The 22,602-nt window shown below is 64.3% G+C and carries 28 protein-coding genes; 9 read left to right on the top strand and 19 right to left on the bottom strand.

Annotated elements, in window-relative coordinates; genetic code table 11:
- Window positions 1–4: 4 nt before the first annotated feature.
- Window positions 5–388, bottom strand: coding sequence for a 50S ribosomal protein L19 (gene rplS, locus AC2FLM_RS09405; protein ID WP_234139892.1), 384 nt, complete (start codon window positions 386–388; stop codon window positions 5–7).
- Window positions 389–789: 401 nt separating this feature from the next.
- On the opposite strand from rplS, the gene AC2FLM_RS09400 reads away from it, so the two are divergent.
- Genes AC2FLM_RS09400 through AC2FLM_RS09390 form a run of 3 tightly spaced genes read left to right on the top strand, consistent with a single transcriptional unit; the run spans window position 790 to window position 3,262 of the window.
- On the top strand, window positions 790–1,599 hold the full coding sequence (locus AC2FLM_RS09400; RefSeq protein WP_496857457.1) for a glycoside hydrolase family 25 protein: 810 nt from the start codon (window positions 790–792) through the stop codon (window positions 1,597–1,599).
- Between the two features lie 48 nt (window positions 1,600–1,647).
- Window positions 1,648–2,448 (top strand): tRNA (guanosine(37)-N1)-methyltransferase TrmD, encoded by an 801-nt coding sequence (trmD, locus tag AC2FLM_RS09395; RefSeq protein WP_496857455.1) that lies wholly within the window; start codon window positions 1,648–1,650, stop codon window positions 2,446–2,448.
- Window positions 2,449–2,506: 58 nt separating this feature from the next.
- Window positions 2,507–3,262, top strand: a complete 756-nt coding sequence (locus AC2FLM_RS09390; protein WP_496857453.1) for a TylF/MycF/NovP-related O-methyltransferase — start codon at window positions 2,507–2,509, stop codon at window positions 3,260–3,262.
- Window positions 3,263–3,426: 164 nt separating this feature from the next.
- Here the strand turns inward: AC2FLM_RS09390 and AC2FLM_RS09385 are convergent, their stop codons facing one another.
- From AC2FLM_RS09385 to AC2FLM_RS09375, 3 genes are all read right to left on the bottom strand, one after another.
- Window positions 3,427–4,254, bottom strand: coding sequence for a Rossmann-fold NAD(P)-binding domain-containing protein (locus AC2FLM_RS09385; RefSeq protein ID WP_496857451.1), 828 nt, complete (start codon window positions 4,252–4,254; stop codon window positions 3,427–3,429).
- A gap of 223 nt (window positions 4,255–4,477) precedes the next feature.
- Complete coding sequence (locus AC2FLM_RS09380; RefSeq protein WP_496857449.1) at window positions 4,478–5,092, bottom strand: isochorismatase family protein; 615 nt, start codon at window positions 5,090–5,092, stop codon at window positions 4,478–4,480.
- A 40-nt stretch (window positions 5,093–5,132) separates the two neighbouring features.
- Complete coding sequence (locus tag AC2FLM_RS09375) at window positions 5,133–5,999, bottom strand: pirin family protein (protein ID WP_496857447.1); 867 nt, start codon at window positions 5,997–5,999, stop codon at window positions 5,133–5,135.
- Window positions 6,000–6,108: 109 nt separating this feature from the next.
- Here AC2FLM_RS09375 and AC2FLM_RS09370 point away from each other — a divergent pair, with 109 nt between their 5' ends.
- Complete coding sequence (locus AC2FLM_RS09370; protein WP_496857445.1) at window positions 6,109–7,044, top strand: LysR substrate-binding domain-containing protein; 936 nt, start codon at window positions 6,109–6,111, stop codon at window positions 7,042–7,044.
- Window positions 7,045–7,199: 155 nt separating this feature from the next.
- Here AC2FLM_RS09370 and rimM read toward each other — a convergent pair whose 3' ends face one another.
- From rimM to nadA, 13 genes are all read right to left on the bottom strand, one after another.
- Window positions 7,200–7,703: a ribosome maturation factor RimM gene (rimM, locus tag AC2FLM_RS09365; RefSeq protein WP_234220639.1), complete on the bottom strand. Its 504-nt coding sequence runs from the start codon at window positions 7,701–7,703 to the stop codon at window positions 7,200–7,202.
- 144 nt (window positions 7,704–7,847) lie between these two features.
- Complete coding sequence (bluB, locus tag AC2FLM_RS09360) at window positions 7,848–8,483, bottom strand: 5,6-dimethylbenzimidazole synthase (RefSeq protein ID WP_496857443.1); 636 nt, start codon at window positions 8,481–8,483, stop codon at window positions 7,848–7,850.
- A gap of 11 nt (window positions 8,484–8,494) precedes the next feature.
- Window positions 8,495–8,860, bottom strand: coding sequence for a 30S ribosomal protein S16 (gene rpsP / locus AC2FLM_RS09355; protein WP_234139885.1), 366 nt, complete (start codon window positions 8,858–8,860; stop codon window positions 8,495–8,497).
- A 65-nt stretch (window positions 8,861–8,925) separates the two neighbouring features.
- Window positions 8,926–9,222 (bottom strand): chorismate mutase, encoded by a 297-nt coding sequence (locus AC2FLM_RS09350; protein ID WP_011048942.1) that lies wholly within the window; start codon window positions 9,220–9,222, stop codon window positions 8,926–8,928.
- 4 nt (window positions 9,223–9,226) lie between these two features.
- Window positions 9,227–9,829 (bottom strand): GNAT family N-acetyltransferase, encoded by a 603-nt coding sequence (locus AC2FLM_RS09345; RefSeq protein WP_234220637.1) that lies wholly within the window; start codon window positions 9,827–9,829, stop codon window positions 9,227–9,229.
- Complete coding sequence (locus AC2FLM_RS09340) at window positions 9,826–10,344, bottom strand: GNAT family N-acetyltransferase (protein ID WP_496857440.1); 519 nt, start codon at window positions 10,342–10,344, stop codon at window positions 9,826–9,828. The genes AC2FLM_RS09345 and AC2FLM_RS09340 overlap by 4 nt, the downstream gene beginning before the upstream one ends.
- A complete protein-coding gene (locus tag AC2FLM_RS09335; RefSeq protein ID WP_496857438.1) occupies window positions 10,341–10,850 on the bottom strand; it encodes a GNAT family N-acetyltransferase in 510 nt (169 codons plus the stop codon). The genes AC2FLM_RS09340 and AC2FLM_RS09335 overlap by 4 nt, the downstream gene beginning before the upstream one ends.
- On the bottom strand, window positions 10,847–11,383 hold the full coding sequence (locus tag AC2FLM_RS09330; RefSeq protein WP_496857436.1) for a GNAT family N-acetyltransferase: 537 nt from the start codon (window positions 11,381–11,383) through the stop codon (window positions 10,847–10,849). The genes AC2FLM_RS09335 and AC2FLM_RS09330 overlap by 4 nt, the downstream gene beginning before the upstream one ends.
- On the bottom strand, window positions 11,380–11,922 hold the full coding sequence (locus tag AC2FLM_RS09325; RefSeq protein ID WP_496857435.1) for a GNAT family N-acetyltransferase: 543 nt from the start codon (window positions 11,920–11,922) through the stop codon (window positions 11,380–11,382). The genes AC2FLM_RS09330 and AC2FLM_RS09325 overlap by 4 nt, the downstream gene beginning before the upstream one ends.
- Before the next feature lies 1 nt (window position 11,923).
- Window positions 11,924–13,444 carry a signal recognition particle protein gene (gene ffh, locus AC2FLM_RS09320; RefSeq protein WP_234165807.1) on the bottom strand — a complete coding sequence of 507 codons (1,521 nt, stop codon included), beginning with the start codon at window positions 13,442–13,444 and terminating at the stop codon, window positions 11,924–11,926.
- Window positions 13,445–13,771: 327 nt separating this feature from the next.
- Window positions 13,772–14,620 (bottom strand): carboxylating nicotinate-nucleotide diphosphorylase, encoded by an 849-nt coding sequence (gene nadC / locus AC2FLM_RS09315; protein ID WP_496857433.1) that lies wholly within the window; start codon window positions 14,618–14,620, stop codon window positions 13,772–13,774.
- Window positions 14,621–14,634: 14 nt separating this feature from the next.
- Window positions 14,635–16,185 (bottom strand): L-aspartate oxidase, encoded by a 1,551-nt coding sequence (locus AC2FLM_RS09310; RefSeq protein WP_496857431.1) that lies wholly within the window; start codon window positions 16,183–16,185, stop codon window positions 14,635–14,637.
- 7 nt (window positions 16,186–16,192) lie between these two features.
- Window positions 16,193–17,245 carry a quinolinate synthase NadA gene (nadA, locus tag AC2FLM_RS09305; protein ID WP_496857429.1) on the bottom strand — a complete coding sequence of 351 codons (1,053 nt, stop codon included), beginning with the start codon at window positions 17,243–17,245 and terminating at the stop codon, window positions 16,193–16,195.
- A 314-nt stretch (window positions 17,246–17,559) separates the two neighbouring features.
- Here nadA and AC2FLM_RS09300 point away from each other — a divergent pair, with 314 nt between their 5' ends.
- Window positions 17,560–18,105 carry a prolyl-tRNA synthetase associated domain-containing protein gene (locus AC2FLM_RS09300; protein WP_496857427.1) on the top strand — a complete coding sequence of 182 codons (546 nt, stop codon included), beginning with the start codon at window positions 17,560–17,562 and terminating at the stop codon, window positions 18,103–18,105.
- A gap of 49 nt (window positions 18,106–18,154) precedes the next feature.
- Here the strand turns inward: AC2FLM_RS09300 and AC2FLM_RS09295 are convergent, their stop codons facing one another.
- Window positions 18,155–18,901 (bottom strand): aspartate/glutamate racemase family protein, encoded by a 747-nt coding sequence (locus AC2FLM_RS09295; RefSeq protein WP_496857426.1) that lies wholly within the window; start codon window positions 18,899–18,901, stop codon window positions 18,155–18,157.
- Between the two features lie 161 nt (window positions 18,902–19,062).
- Between AC2FLM_RS09295 and AC2FLM_RS09290 the strand changes: the two genes are divergently transcribed.
- Complete coding sequence (locus AC2FLM_RS09290) at window positions 19,063–19,941, top strand: LysR family transcriptional regulator (protein WP_496857424.1); 879 nt, start codon at window positions 19,063–19,065, stop codon at window positions 19,939–19,941.
- A complete protein-coding gene (locus AC2FLM_RS09285) occupies window positions 19,929–20,828 on the top strand; it encodes a DMT family transporter (RefSeq protein WP_234176570.1) in 900 nt (299 codons plus the stop codon). Before AC2FLM_RS09290 ends, AC2FLM_RS09285 begins: the two co-directional genes overlap by 13 nt.
- Window positions 20,829–20,837: 9 nt before the next feature.
- Here the strand turns inward: AC2FLM_RS09285 and AC2FLM_RS09280 are convergent, their stop codons facing one another.
- The gene (locus tag AC2FLM_RS09280; RefSeq protein WP_496857422.1) at window positions 20,838–21,179 is read right to left on the bottom strand and encodes an ArsR/SmtB family transcription factor; all 342 of its coding nucleotides are present in this window, start codon (window positions 21,177–21,179) and stop codon (window positions 20,838–20,840) included.
- 230 nt (window positions 21,180–21,409) lie between these two features.
- On the opposite strand from AC2FLM_RS09280, the gene AC2FLM_RS09275 reads away from it, so the two are divergent.
- Window positions 21,410–21,754 (top strand): AtpZ/AtpI family protein, encoded by a 345-nt coding sequence (locus AC2FLM_RS09275; RefSeq protein WP_234139871.1) that lies wholly within the window; start codon window positions 21,410–21,412, stop codon window positions 21,752–21,754.
- 77 nt (window positions 21,755–21,831) lie between these two features.
- Window positions 21,832–22,539 carry a F0F1 ATP synthase subunit A gene (locus AC2FLM_RS09270; protein ID WP_235776025.1) on the top strand — a complete coding sequence of 236 codons (708 nt, stop codon included), beginning with the start codon at window positions 21,832–21,834 and terminating at the stop codon, window positions 22,537–22,539.
- Window positions 22,540–22,602: the final 63 nt, after the last annotated feature.

Raw genomic sequence — 22,602 nt, 5'->3', positions numbered from 1 at the left:
CTCCTTACGCTTCGGCGTCAGCCTTGGGTTTGTAGTTGGTGACTTCGGCGATACGGGCCGATTTGCCACGGCGCGAACGCAGATAGTAGAGTTTCGCACGACGCACACGGCCACGGCGGACAACGGTGATGCTGTCGATGTTGGTCGAATAGAGCGGGAACACACGTTCCACGCCTTCGCCGAACGAAATCTTGCGAACGGTGAACGAACCGGCGATGCCGCTGCCGTTCTTGCGGCTGATGCAGACGCCTTCATAGTTCTGCACACGCGAACGGGTGCCTTCGGTCACCTTGTACCCGACGCGAATGGTGTCGCCGGGTTTGAAATCGGGGATATCTTTCCCCAGGGCGGCAATCTGTTCCGCCTCGAGCTGTGCGATAAGATCCATCGCTTTTCTCCTGGTTTGCCCGTGGTTCTACCCACGAAGATATGTGCGTCCCGAGAGCTCGTGGTCTTCGATCGGGTCCGCCGCAGCGCCCGCCCGAGATCGGATCGTCCGTTTCTTTTGTTCGGTCTGCCGCCCCGGTGGACCGGTCGAAGAAACCGGATGGGGCGCGGAAACAGGCCAAACGCCCGGAGCCGCCAGAGGCGATTCCAGACCGGCCTCGTTTAGGCGCAACTGGGGCCGGGATCAAGAGTGTTGCGAGTCCTGGAGCGACTTTTTAAGGCAGGTCGGCAAAGGTTCCGCCGATTTTCGCTTATCCCCGGGCGGGTGGTTGCTTTTGGCCGGCGCCGCGCCAATCTCTGAGGCAGTACCGATTTCAAATCACGGTTTCACAGAGAGTCATTATGCGATCCCTGCTCCTTCTCTCCGTCTTTCTTACCCTGATGGCCGCCTGTGGCCGCCGCGCGCCCGAGCCCGAGCCGGTCGCAGCCCCCGACCCGATGCGGGCCGAACTGGCGCAACTGGTCACATATCCGAAATTCGGTGATGCCGATCCACATCCCTGGGACGGGCGCGCGCCGCACAGCTATCCGATCCACGGGATCGACGTATCGCGTTGGCAGGGCAATATCGACTGGCCGACCGCCCGTGCGGCAGGTGTGAACTTTGCCTATATCAAGGCGACCGAGGGCGGCGATGTCGCCGATCCCAAATTCGCCGAACACCGTCGCGGCGCGCAGGCGGCAGGGGTGCCCTGGGGTGCCTATCACTATTACTACTTCTGTCGCCCGGCCGAGGAACAGGCGCGCTGGTTCATCCGGCATGTTCCGCGTGGCGCCGATCTGCCGCATGTGCTCGACATGGAGTGGACCCACCGCTCGCGCACCTGCCCACTGCGTCCCGAAGGCGCCAAGGTGCGGGCCGAGGCACGCAGGTTCCTCGACATACTTGAGGCGCATTACGGGCGCCGTCCCATCATCTATACGACGGTCGACTTCTATCGCGACACCGGTATCGGACAGTTGCGCGATGCCGAGTTCTGGCTGCGCTCGGTCGCGGGCCATCCGCGCCAGGTCTATCCCGGCGCCTACTGGACCTTCTGGCAGTATACCGGCACCGGGCTGATACCGGGGATCGAGGGCAAGGTGGATATCAACGTGTTCCGCAGCGCCCCCGATATCTGGCTGCGCTGGAAGGCCGGGTTGATCGGCTAGGTGCGCCACCGCTTCCCTCGGCTCGCACCTTGCCCTATGACAGCGGCCATGAGCAACGCACCCACCCGTTCCCATGGCCGCAAGGCCATCCGCCCGACGCTGCAACCCCGCGAGCTGATCACCGACACGCCCGATCTGCATGGCGTGTGGAAGGCACGGGTGATCACCCTGTTTCCGCAGGCCTTTCCCGGTGTTCTGGGCGAAAGCCTGACGGGCCGCGCCCTGAAAGAGGGGCTTTGGCAACTGGAGACCATCGAACTGCGCCAGTTCGGCATCGGTAAGCATCGCAATGTCGATGACACCCCGGCAGGCGGCGGCGCTGGCATGGTGTTGCGCGCCGATGTGCTGGCCCCCGCGATCGAAAGGGCGATGCAAGGCGCCAGCGGCAACTGGCCGCTGATCTACCTGTCGCCGCGCGGCCGCCCGATGGATCAGGCGCTTATGCAGTCGCTGGCGCGTTGTGACGGGGTCACGCTGATCTGTGGCCGCTTCGAGGGCGTCGACGAGCGGGTGCTGGAGCATTACGGCATTCAGGAGGTTTCGCTGGGCGACTTCGTGATGACCGGTGGCGAGATTGCGGCGCAAGCCCTGATCGACGCCACCGTGCGGTTGCTGCCGGGCGTGCTGGGCAACCAGGCCTCGACCGAGGAGGAGAGCTTTTCCTCGGGCCTTCTGGAACATCCGCAATACACACGCCCGGCTGAATGGATGGGCCGCCCCATCCCCGAGGTGCTGATGTCGGGTCATCACGGCAAGGTCGCGGAATGGCGCCGCGAAAAGAGCGAAGAGATCACCCGCGCCCGGCGTCCCGACTTGTGGCGGCAGCATCAGGCGGCCAAGGATGATTGACAGGCCCGCAGGTCAGCTGTGCTAATGGCTTTGCGGCCAGCAGGGAGGACGACGGGTCTTGTTCTATGGAAAGCTTCAGGGTGAAAACGCGAACCGCTTCCGCGAGGCGCTCAAGACGTTGCAGGAACTGTTCGGCGCGGTCTATGCCTCGGACAACCTGATCGGGCTGCAACGGGCAGGCGGGTTCCGCGAGGACAAGAAATTCGTCGAGACCCTGCGCCGTAACGCTCAGACCCAGCAGGAACTTTCCATCGCCTGGCGGCTGCATACGCTGCTCTGGGTGGCGCAGAACGTGATGCACCTGCCCGGCGATTTTGTCGAATGCGGGGTGTGGAAAGGGTTCTGTTTCGCCTTCCTGACCGACTACCTTGATTTCGCCAGATCGGACAAGACGCTCTATCTCTATGATACCTTTCAGGGCATCCCCGAGGCGATGAACTCTGAAAACCGCTCGAACCAGGTCTATGAAAAGGACACAGCCAACGACCCGGATGCGATCCTGAAGGTTGTGCAGCAGCGCTTTGCCAAGGTTCCGAACACGCGGATCGTACAGGGCATGGTGCCCGACAGTTTCGCGCAGGCCTGTCCCGAGCGGATTGCGCTGTTGCATATCGACATGAATTCGGCGGCCTCGGAAATTGCTGCGCTGGAGGCGCTGTTCGACAAGGTGGTGCCGGGCGGGATGATCGTGTTCGACGATTACGGCTGGACCGGCTACGCCGCGCAACGCCACGCCGAAAACGCCTTCATGGCGGCGCGGGGGCACACGGTGCTGGAGATCCCCACCGGGCAGGGGTTGGTTATCAAGCACTGAGGGCGCGCGCGGGGGACGCTTGTTTGCGCCTCGGGGCCGGGGTGTTTACTTTGCGGGACAAAGCGGACCCATGTATTCTGGCGACGAATGGCGGCTTTGGACATGTCGATGGCACGGCAAATCGGGCAGGTGACGCGCATCACCTGCCCAATTGTGAGGTTGGCTTAGGTCGCATGCGCCCAAGCACCGGCGGACATCGCGGTTTTTGCGAATTCTGCGAAGTCCCGCGCCCTACGGCCCAAGGCCTGCTCGACCCCGTCAGCCGTATGGGCGTTGCGCCCGTCCAGGGTTTCCCGAGCGATCGCGGTGAAAACGTCTGCCACGAATGTATCTCCAGAGGCAGCGACGTTGGCGTGGAAGTCCTCAAAGCTGATGGGGATGTGCTGAACCGGGCGGCCCAGCGTGGTGGACAGGACCTGTGCCATCTCGGCAAAGGTCATCAGCCGCGGGCCGGTGACTTCATAGCGTTCACCGATATGTCCCTCTTCGGTCAATGCCGCAACGACCACATCTGCGATATCGTCAATGTCGATGATCGGCTCTGCAATGTCTCCGCCGGGCATCGGCAACACGCCCCCAAGGATCGGGTTGCGCAGATATCCTTCGGAGAAGTTTTGTGCGAACCACGCAGACCGTACGATGGTAAACTCAAGGCCAGAGTTGCGGATCACCTCTTCGCCCATGCTGGCGAAATGCTCACCCCGGCCCGAGAGCAGAACGATGTGCTGCAAGCCGGTATCCAAGGCCACCTTGGTAAAGGCGTCCAGCTTCTCGATGGCGCCGGGAAAGGCCAAATCCGGAAAATAGGTCACGTAGGCTTTGGATACACCGACCAGGACCGGGGCCCAGGTGGCGGGGTCCTCCCAGTCGAACGGTGTATCGGAGTGGCGGGCGCCACGCCGGACGGTCATGCCTTTCGCTTCCAGTTTCGTGGTGACGCGTGACCCGGTTTTCCCGGTGGCGCCGATGACAAGGATGGGTTGGTTGGTCATGTTGATCTCCCATGTTGAATTCCAGGCGTGTTCATTGCGCCGGTTGGAGGGCGATGCCGGGAAACCCGATGTCAATGGAACAATGCCGCAGCCCAACCTGACGCCATCAGGCAGAACAGCGAGAAGGTGTAGATCAGGTAGAACTGGACCTGCGACCCCGGGTGTGGACGCCTCTTGAGCGCCGGCCTCGGATGGCTCGACTTTTGGGCGACATGCGGCATGGTTACACGCTCTCGCGGACCTGGCCGACGAGGATCGACCAATCCATGCCCAAGGCACTGTAGACATCACCGGCCTGATCGCTTGCGTTGTCGGCGAGGATTTCGATCATCAGGCTGGCACCATCCGCGACAACCACACCGGCTTGGGTCAGGCGGACAAGTGCGGTTTCGCGTTTGGTCATGTTGAAGGTCCCGCTGGCATCAACGGCAACGTATGCCTCGAACCCTTCGCGCACGGCCCGCATTGCCGGGAAGGCGGCGCAGACCTCGAGGGAAAGGCCAGCAAAGATCAGCTTGCTCCGTCCCGTTGCACGAATGGCTTCTTCCACCCGGGGGTCATCCCATGCATTGACCGTTGTCCGGTCGATAAAGGTCTGATCGGGCAATGCCGCCCGCAGCTCGGGAATGGCGGGCCCCCAGAGTGTCTGCGCCGAGGTGGTGGTTGTGACAATCGGCAGGCCGAGCGCCTTTGCGGCCTTGGCCAGCCCGACGATGTTGTGTTTCAAATCGGCGATCGAATAGTCACGGATACCAGTCATCAGGCCGACCTGATTGTCGACAAACACGACAGCAGCATTGTCACGGGTCAGCGGTTCGGGGTTGTACAACTGGGTCATAGTCTTCTCCCTTCTGTTTGGGTCTTCGGTGGCGTTGATTTCAGTCAATGGATCCGAGGAGACCGGAGCGATAAGCCTCCTCCACCGCGTCAAGCTCGTCCGCGTTTCCCATGGCGTACGGGCCTCTTTGGACAAAGGCTTGACGAAGGGGCTGGCCCCGGAACAGGACGACGTGAGCGCCGTCTTCCGAAGTGAATGAGATGTTCGTGGCATCGGCGAACGCGATGGCCTTGCCGGGTTGCAGATCGGCAGATCCTGTGGTCCACGTTGCGCGGGAACTGCCCTTGATGGCGAGGATCCAGGCGTGGTGGTCTTTGCTGCCCGCATGCTTGAACTGGCCACCCGCCTCCAGGTGGATATCAAGCAAGGTCAGCGGGTTGTCTGGCGCAATCACTCCCTGAATGCCGCCGCCTTCACCAAGGACAAGTCGTGCAGTGGCCTTGTCGCCCGAAAGCCTCGGAATGTCTGCGGCGGCCACGTGAAAGGCGGCAGGCGCATCATGCCGATGCGCTGCGGAGAGGTTGACAAAGACCTGCAGCGCATGGGTCTTGGCACCCGGACGGGGCGCCTCGTCGTGAAGTGCCCCGCGCGCCGCCTTGAACCAATAAAGATCACCGGGCGCCAGATCGAGGTCATTGCCAAGGGAGTCGCGGTTGTGAAACGCGCCTTCGCTATCCTCGAACATGATGGTTACGGCGGACAGCCCGGCATGGGCATGTGTCCCGAAGGTGGGCTGCGTCATGGTGAAGTGATCCACCATGATCAGCGGGTCCATCAGCCCTCGGAATTCCCCGTGTTGATAGCTCTGGGCCTGAAAGCCGTCACCAATCGCGAGCAGGCGACCGCCGCTTTGGGCATGGGTTTCACAGGGGATACCTGCAAGCTTGTCGATTTGCCGTGTGTTCATGTCAGTCTCTCGCTTTTGTTGAATTGATAATATGGGCGAGACAATCGAACGAAAATCGGCCAATATCAGAACCTATCGTTCTATTTGTGGGACAATGAGAGGGGTCAGAGTGGATCTCAACGACGCATTCTATTTTGTTCAGGTTGTTGAAAAGGGGGGCTTTTCGGCGGCCTCGCGGTCGTTGGACATCCCGAAATCGCGCCTCAGCCGCCGTGTGCGGCAGCTTGAGGATGACCTCGGGGCGCGCTTGTTGCAGCGCACATCGCGCATCGTCTCAACGACGGAGGTTGGCGCGGAATACTATCGCCATGCAAAGGACGCCTTGGCCCGGTTCGAGATCGCCGAAACCGCGGTCCGGCGGAAGACCAACGCCATCGAAGGAACCGTCACCGTATCCTGTTCGGTGGGCATGGCGCAATTCGGCCTCGATCGGGTCTTGCCACGTTTCTTGCAGGACAATCCCGGCGTGACAGTGGTTCAGCGGGTGTCAAATCAGATGGAGGATTTGATCAAGGGCGGGATCGACGTGTCCGTAAGGGGGCATATGGAAACGCTGCCGGATTCGAGCCTGGTCCAGACGCGGTTGGCACGAGTGGAATGGCACCTGTTCTGTTCGCCAGAACTCCATGACAGTTTGGATCGAACGGACGACCCCGTCGCACTGACTGATCACCCGGCATTGGTTCTGGGCAGGCCAGGCGCAACGCACCAATGGGTGCTGAGAGGCGGCGAGGGACAAACCGCATCGGTCCCCTGCAGGGTGCGATTTGCGAGTGATGATATGTCTACGCTCAAAAACGCCGCAGCTTTGTCGTTGGGGCTTGTCGCCCTGCCAGCCTATGTCTGTCGATCAGAGGTCGCAGCCGGATCGCTTGTGCGCGTCTTGCCGGGTTGGACAGCAGGCCGTCCGCAGATTAGCCTGTTAATGCCATCGCGACGGGGCGTGTTACCGGCGTGCAAAGCGTTCCTTGATCACTTAAAGAAGGAAATGCCAGCCGTTTTGGCTGGCGGTGCAGGCCAGCCCAATGTCAAATCGCAGAAATAGGCTGTTTGCATGATGGAGAGTGCCGGCACTGCACCCAGATCTGGCATTCGTGCTCAACGCAGCATTCTATACCATGGGTGCGAAGCCGGCAGCCGCTGCTACGCATAACGACTCAGGGTGTAGATATCGCCGATCAGGTGCAACCCCAACCGCGGTCAGAACAGCCCTTCGGGAGGGTCGGCGACGATGCGGCGCTGGTCGAGGTCCACGGTGGGCACGGCAGCCTGGGTGAAGGGCAACAGGACAGGCGATTTCAACGTGGCGCCGCCAATCTCCAGCAGGTCCGAGGCGCCGTGGTTCTGGACCGAGATCACCTTGCCCAGAAGGGTGCCGCCGGTGTCGAAGACCTCCAGCCCGATCAGGTCGGTGTGATAGAACTCGTCATCGGGCAGCGAGGGCAGCCGGTTGCGTTGCGTATAAAGGCGCAGACCCTTGAGCGCGTCGGCCTCCTCCTTGGTCTCGACGCCACCCAGATGCGCGGCAAAGCCGTTCTTGATCGCACGGGTCAGCACGATGGGAAAGCGCCGGGTGCCGGTCTCGTCGGTCAGCGGCGAATAAAGCTCGATATCCTCGGGCACCGCGCAGAAGCTTTTCAACCTTACCTCGCCGCGCACCCCGAAAGAGCCCGCCACCGAACCCACGCAAATCAGATCGCTCATTTTTGCCATCCCTCGCATAAATCCGCCTCGACCCGCCCGCCGGCATCCAAGCAGCGGTCCCGGTGGGCATTGCGTTCGTATACCACTCCGACGACAAAGGCGACCGTGACAAAGAAAAACAGCCGGACGGGGCGGAGCATGGAGCTATCGTGTCTCGACCGTCAGGTGGCGGTCGCGCGCTTCCCAGCCTGCGGTTTCCAGCTCGGGCATGTCAGAGACCTCTTGCGGCCAACCGATGCAGAAGTACCCGATCAGCCGCCAATCCTCGGGCGTGCGCAGATCGCGGCAAAGGCGGTCGGGGTCGAGGATCGACACCCAGCCCAGCCCCAGCCCCTCGGCCCTGAGTGCCAACCAGAACAGGGTCACCGCAGAGACCACCGAGTAACGCCGCATTTCCGGCATCGTGCCGGCCCCCAGACCGTGCCCCTTGACCGTGGCGTCATCGCAGAACACCGCCAGTTGCACCGGCGCCTCCTGCATGCCCGACAATTTGAGCTGGCTGTATTGCCGCGCCCGGTCGCCGGAATAGCCTGTCAGCGCTTCGGCGTTCGCGGTTTGGTAATTCTCTAGCGCCGCCGCGCGGGCGGCCTTGCTTTCGACGCGGATCACGCGCCAGGGTTCGCTCAGGCCAACGGAGGGCGCCAGGCGAAAGGTGTCGAGGCAGCGCGTCAGCACTGCCTCGTCCACCGGATCGGTGCGGAACCGGCGTACATCGCGCCGGAGCCGCATCAGCAGGTCGAACTGCGTGCGGAAATCGTCGGAAAAGCTCTGATCCCGCACGCGCGACCCGCTTATTCTTCGGCTGCCGCTTCGGCTGCTGCAGCGGCCTTCGCGGCCTTCTCTTCGGCGCGTTCCTTGGCTTTCTTGCCCGGCACGGCCTTGTTGGGGTTCGAGCGCTCGGTCTTGCCGACGACACCGGCGGCTTCGAGCATGCGCGCGACGCGGTCGGTGGTCTGGGCGCCCTGGCTCAGCCAGTACTGCACGCGCTCGACATCCATTTTCACGCGCTCTTCGCTGTCTTTCGGCAGCAGCGGGTTATAGGTGCCCAGCTTCTCGATGAAGCGGCCGTCGCGCGGCATGCGGCTGTCTGCGGCCACGATGCGGTAGAAGGGACGCTTTTTCGAGCCGCCACGGGCCAGACGGATTTTCATTGCCATTGTGTTTCTCCTTTGATGGCGTCACGCCGGGGGGGCGTGTTTCGTGTTGACCGGGTATTGCCCGGTTATTCCTGGTGTTTCCTGTGGTGTCGGATGACTTCCTGAATGATGAAATTCAGGAAAGCCTTGGCGAAATCAGGGTCCAGATCGGCCTCTTTCGCCAGGTCTTCGAGCCGCTCGATCTGTTGTGCCTCGCGCACCGGATCGGACGGGGGAAGGTCGTGCTCGGCCTTGAGCTTGCCCACGGCCTGGGTGTGTTTGAACCGCTCGCCCAGCGTGTAGACAAGGATCGCGTCCAGCCGGTCGATGCTGGCGCGGTGGCCTTTCAGCAGTTCGGCGGCGCGCGCCACGGGATCAGGCATGGTGTCAGTCAATGGCCCATCCTTTCGGTTTGAACAGCGGGTCGGCGTAATGCGCGATTTCCATGTCGATCCCATGTGCCAGCTGGGTGCCCTCCAGCTTGGCGGGCGAGGGGTGGCGATAGACTGCGTCGTTGCCGTCGATGGTCGGTGCCTCGGGGTCCTTCTTGGCCCCCAGCCGCTCGGCCAGGCGGATCGAGTCGAGGTTCTTGGGGTCGATATAGCTGACGGCGGTTTCCCAGCCGAGATGGCGGTAGAAGTGTTTGCGGGCGGCATGGGTCGCCTCGAGCGCATAGCCCTTGCCGGCGGCATCGGGCCAGATCACCCAGGCGATCTCGGCCTCAGGCCATTGCGCCGGTTTCCAGCCACCCGCCATGCCATAGGTCTCGTCGGTCACCTTGTCGTGGATCATCCACATGCCATAGCCGCGGATCTGCCAATGGCCGATCTCGGCGGCGTAGAGCATCCACGCCTCATAGGGGTTCAGCGGCCCGCCCATGAAGCGGGCGCGATAGCTGGTGAAGGTCGATTTGAAATCCGGGTAATCCTCGGGCTCGGGGCCGCGCAGGATCAGGCGCCGGGTTTCGATGACGGGGATGGTATGGGTCATGCGAACGCCCCCTGGTGCGGGTGGCGCCAGACCTGGCAGGGGTGGCCTGCGACCTCTCCGTCACGCTCATATCGCGCGCCCAGCCGCTCGGCCAGCCGCAGCGAACGGGTGTTGGCCGGGTCGATATAGGAGATCACCCCGTCCAGGCCGAAGTGCTGCGCCCCATACGCCCGGGCCGCGCTGGAGGCTTCGAATGCGTATCCCTTGCCTTCGAACCCGTCGAAGATGTGCCAGCCCAGTTCCGGCTCGTCCCAGCCGTCGTTGAAGATGAAGCCGATGCGCCCGGCGGTGGCGCCGGTGGCGCGCTCTTCGACCATCCACATGCCATAGCCGCGCAATGCCCAATGGCCATAGGTGGCCAGGAACCCGCCCCAGCTGCGGAAGCGCGGGAAGGGGCCGCCGACAAAGCGCGACCGGTCCGAGGCGCCAAAGGCGGCGAATGCCTCGAAATCGCATTCGCGCGGGCCGCGCAGGATCAGGTTTTCGGTTTCAATCACGGGAATCGAGAGGGTCATGCCAACCCCCGCAGGTCGTGCGCGATCACCACATCGCCCGGGTCTTCGCCGATGCCGTCGGGGTCGATCACCCCGCCCAGCCGCAGGCCCAGCGCGATGGAGCGCGCATTGTCCGGGTCGATGATATTGGTCAGGTGGTCCCAGCCGAAATTGCGCCGCGCCCAGATCATCACCGCACGTGCCGCCTCGGCGGCGTATCCCTTGCCCTCGGCCTCGGGGATCACGAACCAGCCCAGTTCCGGACCCGGATAGCCGTCGGGTTCGTAGATGCCCACCTCGCCCACATAGGCGCCGGTGTCGCGCCGCTCGACGCCAAAGGGGCCATAGCCGCGCAGGGTCCAGATGCCGACATCCGAGGCCCAGACGCGCCAGGCGGCGGCGCGCTCCATCATGCCGCGTTCATGCACCGCGCGGGGCGAGGCAAAGAAGGCGGCCCAATGCTCGAAATCCTCAAGCTTTGGTGCGCGCAGGGTCAGGCGGTCGGTGTGCAGGGTGGGGATGCTCATGCCGCCCCCGCTGCCAGATCGTCGGGGCCGGGATGGCGATAGACATGTTCGGTGCCATGAGTGACGTTGTCATAGCTGCGCTCGAAACGCGCGCCCATGCGCTCGGCCAATGCGACCGAGCGGGCATTGCCCGGAAAGATGTTCGAGCTGAGCGTTTCAAAGCCCAGCACCGCATAGGCGTAACGGCGGATTTCCTCGGCGGCCTCGCGGGCATATCCCTTGCCCTCGGCGCCTTGGTAGACGACCCAGCCCAGCTCCGGTTCCGGCCAGCCCTCGGGCGACCAGATGCCGACAAAGCCGACCGGCTCTCCCTCGCGGGTATCGGCCATCCAGAAGCCATAGCCATGCAGCACCCAATGGCCGATCATCGAGGCGAACCAGCGCCAGGCCTCGTTGCGGCTGAGCGGGCCGCCAAAGCCCCAGCTGCGATCACCATCGGCAAAGAAGGTGGCCACGCCGTCGAAATCGCGCGCCTCGGGCGCGCGCAGGATCAGGCGCTGGGTGGTCAGGGTCGGGATCTGTAGGTCGATCATGCATAGGCCTCCATGCCGCCATCCGACAGTTCGGACGGGGCCGGGTGGCGCCAGATCTCCAGTGCGCCGAACCGTTCATGGGTGAACAATCCGTCCTGTGCCGCGCCCAGACGCTGGGCGACGCGGCGCGAGCCGTCATTGCCGGGCGCCACCAGGCTGATCGCGGTCTGCCAGCCCAACACATCATAAGCATAGTCGCGGGCGGCGCGGGCGGCTTCGGTCGCGTATCCCTTGCCCTCGAACCCGTCCATCAGGTCCCAGCCGATTTCCGGCTCGGGCCAGCCCTCGGGGCACCACAACCCGATGATGCCTGCAAAGTGGCCAGTTTCCGTCTCTTCGACCGCCCAGCGTCCATAGCCGCGCAGCTGCCAATGACCCAGCTCGACCGCCAGCATGCGCCAGCTTTGTTCCGCCGGGACCGGCCCGCCCACGAATTTCGACCGGTCCGACGCAAAGAAGGCCGCAAAGCCCGGGAAATCCCGTTGCTCCGGCGCGCGCAGCGTCAGCCGTTCGGTCGATATGGTGGGGATCGGAGTCATGTTACTTCTTCTTCCCCAGTCCGCTCAGACCCGGCGGCAGGCCCATGCCGCCACCCAGACCGGGCAGACCGCCGCCAAGACCCTTGCCGCCGCCCATCGCCTTGGCCGCTGCCTCCAGCGCCTTGGGGTCCATGCCCTTGGCCATCTCGGCCATGTCGGCGGGCGTGCCGCCCTTGCCGAACATGCCCTTCATGGCCTGTTTCAGCATGCCGCCCTTACCCATCTTGCCCATCTTCTTCATCATGTCCGCCATCTGGCGGTGCATCTTCAGAAGCTTGTTGAGATCGCTGACCTCCATCCCGGCACCGGCGGCGATCCGCTTCTTGCGGCTGGCCTGGAGCAGGGCGGGATTGGCGCGCTCGCGCTTGGTCATCGACTGGATCAGCGCGATCTGCTGTTTCAGGACACGGTCGTCGAGACCGGCGGCATCCATCTGCTTGGCCATCTTGCCCATGCCCGGCAGCATGCCCATCATGCCCTGCATGCCACCCATCTGGATCATCTGTTCCAGCTGCATCCTGAGGTCGTTCATGTTGAACTGACCCTTGGCCATGCGCTTCATCATGCGCTCGGCCTGTTCCATCTCGATGGTGTCCTGGGCCTTTTCGACCAGGGCGACGATATCGCCCATGCCCAGAATGCGGCCGGCGATACGCTCGGGCTCGAAGGTTTCGAGCGCGTCCATCTTCTCGCCCAGACCGACGAAGCGGATCGGCTTGCCGGTCACCGCACGCATGGACAGAGCGGCACCGCCGCGCCCGTCGCCGTCCATCCGGGTCAGCACCACGCCCGAGATGCCGATCTTGGCGTCAAACTCCTCGGCCACCTCGACGGCGACCTGGCCGGTCAGGCCATCGACCACCAGCAGGGTTTCGCGCGGGGTGACGACGTTGCGGACATCCTCGACCTCCTGCATCAGCACCTGGTCGATATGCAGGCGACCGGCGGTGTCGAGCATATAGACGTCATAGCCGCCCATCATCGCCTGCTGCTTGGCGCGCTTGGCGATATCCACGGGCTTCTGGCCCGGCACGATCGGCAGGGTATCGACCCCGATCTGCGCGCCCAGCACCGCCAGCTGATCCATCGCCGCCGGGCGATAGACGTCGAGCGAGGCCATCAGCACCTTCTTGCCCTCGCGCTCTTTCAGGCGCTTGGCCAGCTTGGCCGTGGTTGTGGTCTTGCCGCCGCCCTGAAGGCCGACCATCAGGATCGGCGCGGGCGGGTTGTCGATCTTCAGCTTGCCGGGGTCTTCTTCGCCGCGCAGCACGTCGACCAGCGCGTCATGCACGATCTTGACCACCTGCTGGCCCGGCGTGACCGACTTGGTCACCGCCTGACCGGTCGCCTTGTCCTGCACCGCCTTGACGAAGTCACGTGCCACCGGCAGCGAGACGTCGGCCTCGAGCAGTGCGACGCGCACCTCGCGCAGGGCGGTCTTGACGTCTTCCTCGCTCAGCGCGCCCTGCTTGGTCAGGCGGTCGAAGACGCCAGAGAGGCGTTCGGACAGATTTTCAAACATGGCTCTCCGGCTCCTTTTGCCTGTTGCGGTCGCGCCCCCAAGGTAGGAAGCGGTGGATCAATACACTATCGCCTCCACGGGCGTAACACGCTGGTGGAGGGCGATCCCCGGTCAAGACCAGGGACCGGAAGGTTTGACGCTTCCGGACAGTTGCGGCGGGATTACGCGGATCGGGCCGGGGAGTCAAGCCGCGCGGGCGAAAGGGGGCTCTGCCCCCGGCACCTATGGTGCCTCCCCCGGGATATTTTCAGCAAGAGGAAAGAGACGGGCCTGTCTCTTCATTTCGCCACAAATACTCCGGAGCGCGAGGCAGCGCCTCGCAAAGGATCAGAAATCAAGCCCCAGATCGACGGTGCGATAGGAATGGGTCAGCGCGCCTGACGAGATGTAATCCACCCCGGTGGCCGCGATGGCGGCGACCGTGTCGAGGGTGACATTGCCGCTGGCCTCGGTGATCAGGCGACCACGTGCCATGTGGACCGCGCGGGTCAGCGTTTCCGTGTTCATGTTGTCGAGCAGCACCGCATCCGCGCCACCCACTGTCAGCACCTCTTCCAGCTGGTCTAGGCGGTCGACCTCGATCTCGACCTTGACCATGTGCGAGGCGCGGGTGTGGGTCGCCTCGAGTGCGGGGCGGATACCGCCGGCGGCGGCGATGTGGTTGTCCTTGATCAGGATCGCATCGGACAGCGAATAGCGGTGGTTGAAGCCGCCCCCGTGCAGCACCGCCTGTTTCTCGACCAGCCTGAGACCCGGTGTGGTCTTGCGGGTGCAGGTGATGCGCGCGTCGGTGCCGCGCGTCTCGGCCACCAGCGCGGCGGTCAGCGTGGCGACGCCGCAGAGCCGCCCGGCAAAGTTCAGCGCCACCCGCTCGGCCGACAGGATGGCGGCGGCCTCGCCCTCGATCACCATCAGCGTGTCACCGGTGGCGCAGGTCTGGCCATCGGCAACAAGCGTCTTGACCCGCAGCGCCGGGTCGACCAGCCGAAAGGCCAGTGCGGCGACCTGCATGCCCGAGACGGTGGCGGCGGCGCGGGCGTTCAGCTGCGCGCGGTAACGGGTGCCCGGCGCGATCACGGTGCGGGTGGTGATGTCGCCATAGGCGCCCAGATCCTCCATCAGCGCGGCACGCACCAGCGGTTCCAGGATCAGGTCGGGCAGGGGGGCATGGGTCATGGAGGGTCCTTGGGTCAAAGCATGTTGCGCAGCGCCAGCGCCTGCTCCAGCGTCAGGTCCGAGCGTTTGCCGGGGCCGGGCGCGGCCTGCGGGAAATCGGTGCGATAGTGCGCGCCGCGGCTTTCCTGCCGCATCAGCGCGGCGGCGGCAATCATCGTGGCGGCGGCCGTCATGTTGGCAAAGGCGTCGCAGGGGGGATGCGCGGCCTCGATCTGCGCGATGCCGCGCAGGGCGCGGCGCAACCCGTCACCATCACGCAACACGCCCACATGATCGGTCATGATCTGGCGCAGTTCGGCAACCGCCCGCGCATCGGGCGCATCGCCGCCGGGGGCAAAGGGGATGTCCACCCGTGCCGCCACCGTCTGGCGCACCTGCCGGGCGATGTCGCGGGCGCAGGCGCGGGCAAAGACCAGCGCCTCCAGAAGCCCGTTCGAGGCCAGCCGGTTGGCGCCGTGCAACCCGGTCGAGGCCGCCTCGCCACAGACCCAGAGGCCCGGCAGGCTGCTTTTTCCATCCAGATCGGCGGCCACGCCCCCCATATGGTAATGCGCTGCCGCCGCTACCGGTATCGGGGTAGAGAGCGGGTCTATACCCGCCTTGGCACAGGCCTGGGCGACGGCGGGAAACAGGGTGGGCAGATGCGCGCCGATGGCCGCGCGGGTATCCAGCGCGGGGGCATTGCCCGCTTGTGTTTGCAGATAGACGGCGCGGGCGACCACGTCGCGCGGCGCCAGTTCGCCGTCGGGATGCCGCGCGGACATGAAGCGCTGGCCTTGCCGGTCGATCAGCGTTGCGCCTTCGCCGCGCAGCGCCTCGGTCGCCAAGGGTGCGGGATCGGCGCCGGTGGCGATGGCGGTGGGGTGGAACTGTACAAATTCGGCATCGGCGATCCGCGCGCCCGCGCGGGCGGCCATGCCCAGCGCCTGACCCCGGATGCGGGCGGGATTGGTGGTCTGGGCATATAGCCCCGCCGCCCCGCCCGCCGCCAGCAGCACGGCGGGCGCGCGCAGGGTGACGGGGGCGGAGCCTTCGGGTGCGGCCGATGTGAGGCAGGCGCCGGTGACCCGCCCGGCCTCGACCAGCAGACGCGCGACCTGCACGCCTTCGAGCACCTGAACCGACCGGGTTTGCCGCAAGGCCGCGATCAGGGCGCGCATGATCTCGGCCCCGGCCTGATCGCCCTTGACCCGCACCACGCGGGCCGCTGAATGCGCCGCCTCGCGCGACATCACATAGCCGCCGTCGCGGGTGCGGTCGAAAGTGGTGCCCAGATCGGTGAGGTCGAGGATATGCGCGCGCGCCGCCCGGGTGACGTGATCGGCCACCTCTTGCAGCACCGTGCCCGCACCCGCGCGCAGCGTGTCGCGCGCATGCGCCTCGGGCGTGTCGGCGGGGGCCATCGCGGCGGCCACGCCACCTTGCGCCCAGGCCGAGCTGGCGCCATGGCCCAATGGGTCGGGCGAGATCATCAGCACCGGGTGGGGCGCCAGTTTCAGCGCCGCATAGATCGCGGCCAACCCGGCGCCGATGATGACCACGCGATCGGTGCGCAGGTCCTGCATCGGGGCCTCAGACCCCCAGTTGTCGGCTGAGATCGATCATCCGCTGCACCGCCAGCCGCGCCTGCCGGGCGATCGCGGCCTCGACCTCGACCTGACCGGTCATGGTGTCGAGCGCATAGAGCACCTTTTCCAGCGTGATCTTCTTCATATAGGGGCACATGTTGCAGGGACCGACGAAGTCGACCTCGGGCAGGGCATCGGCGATGTTCGAGGCCATCGAGCATTCGGTGATCAGCAGCGCCTTTTCCGGCTTCTCCCGCGTGACATAGTCGATGATGCCGCTGGTCGAGCCCGAGAAATCGGCCTCGGCCACCACATCGGGGGGGCATTCGGGATGGGCGATCAGCCGGGTGCCCGGGTTCCATTCGCGGAAGTCGCGCAGGTCGCGGGCACTGTACTGCTCGTGCACGATGCACGACCCCTCCCACCAGACCACGTTCTTTTGCGGCACCTGGGCGGCCACGTTCTGGGCCAGATACTGGTCGGGGGTCATGAGGATCGTGTGCTCGGGCAGGGCGGCGACGATCCGGGCGGCGTTGGAGGAGGTGCAGCAGATGTCCGAGGCGGCCTTTACCTCGGCTGTGGTGTTCACATAGGACACAACCGGCGCGCCGGGATATTTCGCCCGCATCTGGGCGATGCCCTCGGCGGTGATGCTTTCGGCCAGCGAACAGCCCGCCCCCATATCGGGCATCAGCACGGTCTTGTCGGGGCTGAGGATCTTTGAGGTCTCGGCCATGAAATGCACGCCGCATTGCACGATCACATCGGCATCGGTGCGGGTGGCCTCGATCGCCAGTTGCAGGCTGTCGCCGACGAAATCGGAAATGCCGTGATAAATCTCGGGCGTCATGTAGTTGTGGCCCAGGATCACCGCGCCGCGTTCGGCCTTGAGCTGGTTGATGGCGCGGACATAGGGCGCGTGGATGGCCCAGTCGGCGGGGCTAACCACCCGCGCCATGCGGGCGTATTCAGCGCTCATCTCGGCGGCGAGTGTGGGCGAAGGGGCAAGGTCATACTTGTCGGCGAGGCCGGCACGCATTGCGGGAAGGTCGAACACGGGGCGATAGGTCCTGCCAGTTGCGAGGGGGTGGCGTTGAAATAGGGGTATTTGACGCCGCTGGCCATAGGTGGTGATGGGACAATTTCCCGAAAGAACGCCTTGTTTTGGAACTTTATGACTTTATCTTCAGGGTTGTTTGTTTGCAAACAAACAATGTTTATTACACTTCTATCTTGATTGTGGAATTCTTTCCTCATTGAGGTCATTGGTGGGCGAACGACGCAACGCGCGGTGAACTGGTCGCGCCATGGGTTGCGATGGGGCGATGATCGCGGCAAGAGGGGCGGAATGACTTGACAGGGAACCCGACCATGGACGCCTCTTCGGCCTATCAGGACACATTGCCCGTTTCCTCGGACGCGCTGCTTGGCCAGCTTGACGACTGGGGGCTGGCCTATCGACTGTTTACCCATGTGCTGCTCAGAACGGTCGAAGACGCCAAGGCGGTCGAGGGAGAGCTGACCCGGCCCGGGGAACGGGCGTTCCGGATCAAGAATCTATACCTGCGCGACAAGAAGAAGCGCAACTATCTGGTGACGCTGGAGCAGGATCGTGAGATCGACCTGAAGGCGCTGGGCGCGGTTCTGGGCGCGGGCAACCTGTCCTTTGGCTCGGCGGACCGGCTGTTGCAGAATCTGGGTATCCTGCCGGGTGCGGTCAGCCCGCTGGCGATGATCAACGGGGTTGGGCAGGGGGTCAGGCTGATCATGGATGCGGCGGTGCGCGAGGCCGAGGTGGTCTATATGCATCCGCTGGTCAATGATCGCACAGTCGCGATGGCGCGCGCGGACCTGATGGCGTTTCTCGACCGCATCGGGTGCGAGGTGACCTGGCTGGACGGGGCCGAACGCGCCTGACGGCGCGTGCCTGCGGCGCGAGTATTTTCAACCAGAAAGAAGCAGGGGGTCAGACCTCGTCCGCCAGCGCCATGTCGAGGGCGGCGGCGACATGGGCCGCCGAGGGGTTGACGAAGAGATGCCCGCCGGCGCGAAAGGTGATGTCGTCCACATGGTCGGGAAAGGCCAGTGGTAGTTCGGTACAGGCCAGCAGGATCGCGGTGCCCGGTTCGGCGTGGCGGTCGCAAAAGGCCAGCAGGCGCGGGCGGGCGTTTTCCGAGACGCCCGCGTAAAGGTCTTCGTCGATCAGCGCCTGCATTTCGGCGATGTCCTCAAAGGGCAGGGGAGGATTCGCCATGACCCCGACGGGGGCCAGTGCGTTGGCGTAGTCGCGGGCCTGCATGGTGACGGCAGTGCCCAGAACCAGGGCCCGGGCGCAGCCGGTTTCGGCTGTGGCCCGCGCGGTGGCGTCAAAGATCGACAGGATAGGCATGTCGACCCCCCGGCGGATCGCATGCAGCCGCGCATGCGGCGTGTTCGAGGCGATCACCGCGAAATCGCAGCCCGCCCCCTGAAGGGTCAGCAGGGCGTTGCGAAACACCGCGTCGAAGCCGGACCAACTGGCTTCGTCCCCGGGGCGGCCGCGCAGGGCGCGGGTCTGGGCTTGGGTCACGGACTCGATGGTCATCGGGGGGATCGGCAGCGGCGTGTCATGGCCGCGCGCGGCAAAGAAACGACCGGCCCCCTGCGCGATGGCGCGATAATAGTCGATGGTCGAGGGCCAGCCGACGCCGCCCAGGATGCCGATCTTTTTCATGGAGCCTCCGAAATGTCTGGTTCTGCGCAGAGGGTCGCGCGGATAGCCTGAATTTGCCAGTGTTCGCTCGGCAAGGGAAGATTTGTGTTGCAGAGGCGAACGTAGCGCAGGAAAACTGTCGGTAATTGTTGAAATCTGCACAGTTTGAGGCCCTAAGCCGCATGGAGAATTGGGATGAGGTGCGGACCGCCTATCAGGTGGCACGCATGGGAACCGTCAGTGGCGCCGCCGAGGTGCTGGGTGTGCATCATGCCACCGTGATCCGCCATATCGACGCGATCGAGGCGCGGCTGGGCGTCAAGCTGTTCCAGCGCCACGCGCGCGGCTATACCCCGACCGAGGCGGGTCTGGACCTGCTCAGAGTGGCGCAGGCGACCGATGACCAGTTCAGCCAGCTGGTCGGGCGGCTCAAGGGCGTGGGCGACGATGTCTCGGGCGAGCTGGTGGTAACCTCATTGGAATCGCTGGCGCCGCTGGTGGTACCGGTGCTGGGAGCGTTCCAGCGCAAGCATTCGGGTCTGATCGTGCGATATCTGACGGGCGCGCGCCTGTTCCGGCTGGAATATGGCGAGGCGCATGTGGCGATCCGGGCCGGGCGGGTGCCCGACCAGCCCGACAACGTGGTGCAGCCCTTCATCGATCAGGAGGTGGGGCTTTATGCCAGCCGGGGTTATGTGGCGCGGCGGGGGATGCTCAAGGGGCCCGAGGACCTGAAAAACCACGAGTTTGTCGGCAGCGATGACGAGAACAGCCGGGCACCGTTCTATATCTGGCTGCGCCAGAACGTGCCACCCGAGGCGATCTCGTTTCGTTGTTCCGATACCTATTCCGCCGGGCACGCGGTGCGGGCGGGGGCGGGGATCGGCTTTGTCTCGCGCTGGGCCGCCGCGCGCGACCCGGATCTGATCGAGATGCTCCCGGCAGAAGAAGAATGGGCGGGCAAGCTGTGGCTGGTGACCCATGTCGACCTACACCGCACGCCCAAGGTGCAGAGCTTTCTGAAGTTCCTCAAGCAGGCTGCGCGCGAATGGGAGGTCTGAGTCCCGAGGGGCGGGGTCATCTGGCGATGCTCTGCTTTTCGGCGCTGGTGGCGGGCAGCTTCTCGCTTGGTTCGATGGTGGCCAACGAGATCGCTCCGGCCGCGCTGAACGCGGTGCGGTTCGGGATTGCCGCGGTGGTGATTGGCATCGCGGCGGCGGCTACGACCGGCATTCCGCGCACGGCGCTGCGGGCGCCGTGGCGCTATGCGCTGCTGGGCGGGCTGTTCGCCGCCTATTTCGTTCTGATGTTCGAGGGGCTGAAGACGGCACCGCCGGTCAGCGCGGCGGCGGTGTTCACCCTGACCCCGGTTCTGTCGGCGGTTGCGGGCTGGCTGCTGCTGCGGCAGGTGACCACGTCGCGCATGGCACTGGCGCTGGCGATCGGGGCAGGGGGCGCGCTGTGGGTGATCTTTCGCGCCGACTGGGCCGCTCTCCGGGCGTTTCAGATCGGACAGGGAGAGATCGTCTATTTCTGGGGCTGCGTGGCGCATGCGATCTATACGCCGATGGTGCGGCGGCTGAACCGGGGCGAGCCCGCGGTGGTGTTCACGCTGGGAATGCTGGTGGCGGGCTGTCTGCTGCTGACCCTTTATGGCTGGGAAGACCTGCGGGCGACGGATTGGGCTGCGCTGCCACCCATCGTCTGGATCGGGCTCTTGTATGTGTCGATCTGTGCCAGCGCGATGACATTTGTGCTGCTGCAATTCGCCACCCTGCGGCTGCCTTCGGCCAAGGTGATGGCCTATACCTATCTGACGCCAACCTGGGTGATCTGCTGGGAGATCGCGCTGGGCAATGGTGCGCCGGGCGGGCTGGTGCTGGTGGGGATCGCCATGACGGTGGTGGCGCTGGTCATGCTGTTGGAAACACCGGCGCGGCGGGGATAGCCGGGCGGCTCATCCGCCCGGTTGGGCGTCTTCGCCCAGTTCCGTCGCAAGAAAGCGCTCGAACGCATCCAGATTGACCGGCTCGAACTGACCGAACCCCTGCATCCAGACCGAGGCCTGCCGCAGAGCGTCGGGTTCCAGCTTGCACCATTTCACCCGGCCGCGTTTCTCTTGCGTGATCAGCCCGGCACGGGTGAGGATCGCCAGATGTTTCGAGATGGCCGCAAGCGACATCTCGAACGGTTCGGCCACATCGGTCACGGCCATGTCATCCTCGAGCAGCATCGCGAGGATCGCGCGCCTTGTAGGGTCGGCAAGCGCCGAAAAGACATCGTCGAGCGGGTCTGACATGAACTGGCAGAACCATATGCCGGCTGGATCGTCAACCGTTTGGTTGAATATGCATTTCTGGCGGTTTTGACCCCGGACCTGCCTGCGGCGCATTTGCACTCCGTTTTGGAGGGCAATAAATACCTTTTTATTTCAATGGGATGGGTGCAGATTTGCTGGGGTGACAGAGGCGTTGACTCTGTGCCCCGGTCGCCTTAGCACATGCCCAAGATTGCGTAGGGGTGCCACCCGTGACCGAAGACGACCAAAAGCAGCGGCTGACGCAGCTTGAGGCGCGGATCGAAGCGGCCAAGAAGGCCCGCGAAACCGGCACCAAACGCGCGGATGCAAGCCATGCCCAGGGCGAATTGGCCTGGCGGATGGTGATCGAGATGGTTTCCGGTCTGGGGATCGGATTTGGCATCGGGTACGGGCTGGACAGCCTGTTCGGGACAATCCCGATCTTCCTGGTGCTGTTCACATTGCTGGGTCTTGCCGCCGGGGTGAATGTCATGCTCCGCAGCGCGCGCGAAATCCAGGCGAAGACAGAGGCCGAAGCCGCAAAGGCAACGGCCGAGAGAGACGAGAGGGACTAGACGTGGCAAGCGAAGCACACGCCGCAGACAAGGCAGCAGAACACGCGGCAGAGGGTGGTAGCCTGGTCTTCCACCCGATGGATCAGTTCATCGTCAAGCCGCTGTTCGGCGACGGCGCGGTGGGCATGTTCACCATCACCAACTCGACCCTGTGGATGGGTCTGGCGGTGCTGGCGATCATCGGCCTGCTGGTGCTGAGCACCTCGAAACGCGCCATCGTGCCGGGCCGCATGCAGTCGATTGCGGAACTCGCCTATGGCTTCATCTACAAGATGGTCGAGGACATCTGCGGCAAGGACGGGGTGAAATACTTCCCCTATGTCATGACCCTGTTCATGTTCATCGTGACGGCCAACTTCCTGGGCCTGCTGCCCAAGTCGTTCACCACCACCTCGCATTTCGCGGTGACCATGGTGCTGGCGCTGGCGGTATTCCTGACCGTGACTATCCTGGGCTTCGTCAAGAACGGCGCCGGGTTCCTGAGCCTGTTCTGGGTGTCGAGCGCGCCGCTGGCGCTGCGTCCCATTCTGGCGATCATCGAACTGATTTCCTACTTCGTGCGTCCGGTCAGCCACTCCATCCGTCTTGCCGGTAACGTCATGGCAGGCCACGCGGTGATCAAGGTGTTCGCAGGCTTTGCCGCCATCGCCGCGATCAGCCCGGTTTCGGTTCTGGCGATCACCGCGATGTATGGTCTCGAGGTGCTGGTGGCCTTTATCCAGGCCTATGTGTTCACCATCCTGACCTGCGTCTACCTCAAGGACGCGCTGCACCCGCATCACTAATCTCAGCGGCGGGCCCGTGCCCGCCCTGTGTATCCAACACCCTGACATTCAACTTCCAATCGT

The organism is Ruegeria sp. SAZD011 (assembly GCF_059612545.1).
This window is presented reverse-complemented; position numbering and strand designations above follow the sequence as displayed.